Source organism: Fulvivirga kasyanovii, assembly GCF_009711405.1.
Lineage (GTDB): Bacteria > Bacteroidota > Bacteroidia > Cytophagales > Cyclobacteriaceae > Fulvivirga > Fulvivirga kasyanovii.
This window is the reverse complement of sequence record NZ_SMLW01000244.1, coordinates 1-3,033: the sequence shown is the minus strand read 5'-3', so window position 1 is coordinate 3,033 and position 3,033 is coordinate 1. Positions and strand designations below refer to the sequence as shown.

The window sequence follows — 3,033 nt, the reverse complement described above, 5'->3', positions numbered from 1 at the left end:
TGTGATATGATGGGAATTGACGGACATGAAGACTCCGAAGAAGAGGACCAATCAGTCCGCCAGAGCCGCATACCACAGCCTACAGGCAGGTTTGGCAGCCGCCTGATTAGCTGGCATAGCTGATCTACTGCGAAAGTTTATTTACAAATTGATGTATGCAAAATACCACATAGGCAGGTGCTGCATATTGTAATTCACTGTTAAAAAGAGAATTACTTTGTGGCACCTGTTTTTCATGTGTGTCCGGAGGGGCTGACCAATAACAGTCTTTTGAATGAGTCACACATAAATGCTACAAATATGAACACACAACTAATCTCTGCCACCACCATTGAAGGCACTGAAGTGGTGAACGCCAAGGGCGAAAATATCGGAGAAATCAAAGATTTGATGATTGACTGGGAAAACGGTACTGTGGCCTATGCGGTACTGTCATTTGGTGGTTTTCTCGGCTTTGGGGAAAAGCTTTTCGCCATACCCACGGAGGCCCTGGAGTTTGACCCTTCTGATCAGGATACGATCATACTGGACATTGAAAAGGAACACCTCGAAAATGCCCCGGGATTCGATAAGGACGAATGGCCTACCAGCGCCGACCGTACTTTTATAAATTCTATCTACAAACACTATGGCTACGAGCCATATTGGACGAAGTATTGATAAGTTCTCGGTACACCGTTTCTTAGTTTACAATTCCCAATTCTTAGGTTATAGTTTACAGTTTTAGTCTACCGTTTACTGTTAATAAAAAATTGTTCGCGGGCTTCTACATAGAAAATCACTGTCTGCCAGTTCACGGATTCATGTATTTAATCCGTGAACTGATAAACAGTGAATTTAAAACTGTAAACTGTAAACTAAATTAGCTAAAAGCTGCTTCCCTTTTTGTTTCGGAGGTATACTCTCTTTCTCTGGAGTTTACCTCAAACGATACCTTTGCGTTAATGCCATAAGAAACTATTTTGCCGTTTTCTACATTGGCATTCATATTACTGATGTTAATAGATCTTATGTTATCGACGCTTTTGGAAGCTTCGTCAAGAGCTTTTTGCGTGGCATCGGAAAAGCTTTTCTCCGATCCTGCTATTACTTCAATTACTTTTACGATACTCATAACTTCGATTAGTTTGGTTAGACATTTCTTTTGTTTACCTGAGTAAAAATTTCATGCCAGATACCGTTTTTTAAAGCCAGCCATCGCCATAGTAGGGCCAGATTAGCCTCAGGTGGGTTAATATGTTATTTCGCATGGCTAAATACGTAATTTTCTGAACTTGTCAGGGAGTAAAGCATGAGGTTTCACTTACACGACAGGCATTTCAAATGTTGAGGTTATTTCACAAAAAACGTCCCATAGACTTTTCGCAATCGTTTGCAATTCTCCACACGATTAACTGATGAATTCCACACCTCAACTGAGAATAAAAGTTTAAACACTGAATGTAAACAGCTAATAATAAGCATATTACAAGATGATGACTATTTTGGCACCATTTTGCCCTGCTATAGTGTACTCCTATGTGATAATTGTTTTAAATGACTTAACCTAACCAAGGAACAAATGGAGATAGACTATAATAAGTTAGCCCAAAATGACGAGGGATGCATTGAAGAGATAAAGGAGGCTTTGGGAATCCATTGCAATTTCAAAGCGGGCAGGATCATCGGACGTGTGTTACACACCCTACGTAGCAGCCTTACGTATGTTGAGTCTGCTGATCTGATCCAGCATCTTCCTGACAACATCAAGATAATTTATGTATCAGATTGGAAACTGAAGACCAACCAAATTGAGCTAAAAAGCCTGGAATCATTTGTAAATGAGGTAATTGTTAACGACAGCGCTCATGCAGAACGGGTATTGAGTAGCCGTATGGTGGCGCTGGATGCAATTATTACTATTATCAGGGTGCTCAATAAACATATCAATATTTTGTCATATGATTTTTTGAAATATCCGCTTAATAACCAACTAAAAGAAGCAATGTATAAAGCAGCTTAAAATTTTTAACCTATGGACTCACTAGAATATTCGTATTATGTAAGAAAGCACTCCGATGAGTGGAGGGTTACCATCAACAATCCACTTTATGGCAACGGAGTAACAGGCGTATCAAAAGAAGAAGCCATCAATAAAGCCATAGCATTGGCAAAAACACATCTTCCGGCTCAAATATTAATATATTCTGAGCATGGTGAACTGGTTGAGAAAAGGATTTTTCCCAGATTCTCTGACCCGATCAGTTATGAAAACTGGTCAGCATAAGATACGCAAACTATAGCCAGGGCCATCTATGCATATGAAAACGCTATGATGGCCTCTACTACCATTCCTATCTCACAATGTGCCTTGGGGTAATAACTACCCTCAAAACTAGAATTACCTCTATTTCTCCATAACTTTAAGGCAGGGTTTATTGTTGCCTTAATGGTGTAGGTGTAAATCATTCAATTTATCCTCACTTACCGGTTTAAACTATAAAAACAAGGATACAGTAGTAAGAAAAATGAAGAAGAAGGTATTACTCTGCGACAATGATCCCGATATCATTGAGATCGTTTCATTAATATTAGCAGGGAAAGGATTTGAGGTATTTATATGCACAACCTGCGAAGAAGTACCCGATAAAATTGAAAACCATAACCCCGACCTCATAATTATGGATTTGTGGATACCCGAAATGGGTGGAGAAGAGACTACCATGATGTTAAAGAACTCGCCTAAGTACAAGGATATCCCGGTGATCATACTCTCCGCAAACAATGAAATAGAAGTGATTTCCAGACGAAGCGGTGCCGACGGTTTCATTGCCAAGCCCTTCGAGATCAGGGAGCTGGTAAGCAAGATCAACGATCACATTGCAGCATAGGTGCATATTTTTCAACGCTCTTTGTATTATTTTCCCCAACAACAGGACACTCAACACTGATAATCAACGCCTTACGATGTGGCACAGTTTTGTCGTTACTATAGTCAAAAAGATTTTAACATTAAAAATATATTAAAGACTATGGCTAATAAACTGAAAAATC

5 protein-coding genes are annotated in these 3,033 nt (G+C 39.4%); 4 read left to right on the top strand and 1 reads right to left on the bottom strand.

Annotation, left to right across the window (positions count from 1 at the left end; translation table 11 throughout):
- Window positions 1–300: 300 nt before the first annotated feature.
- Window positions 301–660 (top strand): PRC-barrel domain-containing protein, encoded by a 360-nt coding sequence (locus E1163_RS01385; protein WP_155168736.1) that lies wholly within the window; start codon window positions 301–303, stop codon window positions 658–660.
- 202 nt (window positions 661–862) lie between these two features.
- Here E1163_RS01385 and E1163_RS01380 read toward each other — a convergent pair whose 3' ends face one another.
- On the bottom strand, window positions 863–1,114 hold the full coding sequence (locus E1163_RS01380) for a dodecin family protein (RefSeq protein ID WP_155168735.1): 252 nt from the start codon (window positions 1,112–1,114) through the stop codon (window positions 863–865).
- Window positions 1,115–1,561: 447 nt separating this feature from the next.
- On the opposite strand from E1163_RS01380, the gene E1163_RS01375 reads away from it, so the two are divergent.
- The 3 genes from E1163_RS01375 (at window position 1,562) to E1163_RS01365 (ending at window position 2,870) form a co-directional block, all read left to right on the top strand.
- Window positions 1,562–2,002, top strand: a complete 441-nt coding sequence (locus E1163_RS01375) for a DUF2267 domain-containing protein (RefSeq protein ID WP_155168734.1) — start codon at window positions 1,562–1,564, stop codon at window positions 2,000–2,002.
- Between the two features lie 12 nt (window positions 2,003–2,014).
- A complete protein-coding gene (locus tag E1163_RS01370) occupies window positions 2,015–2,266 on the top strand; it encodes a DUF2188 domain-containing protein (RefSeq protein WP_155168733.1) in 252 nt (83 codons plus the stop codon).
- Window positions 2,267–2,507: 241 nt separating this feature from the next.
- A complete protein-coding gene (locus E1163_RS01365; protein ID WP_155168732.1) occupies window positions 2,508–2,870 on the top strand; it encodes a response regulator in 363 nt (120 codons plus the stop codon).
- The last annotated feature ends 163 nt before the right edge of the window (window positions 2,871–3,033 follow it).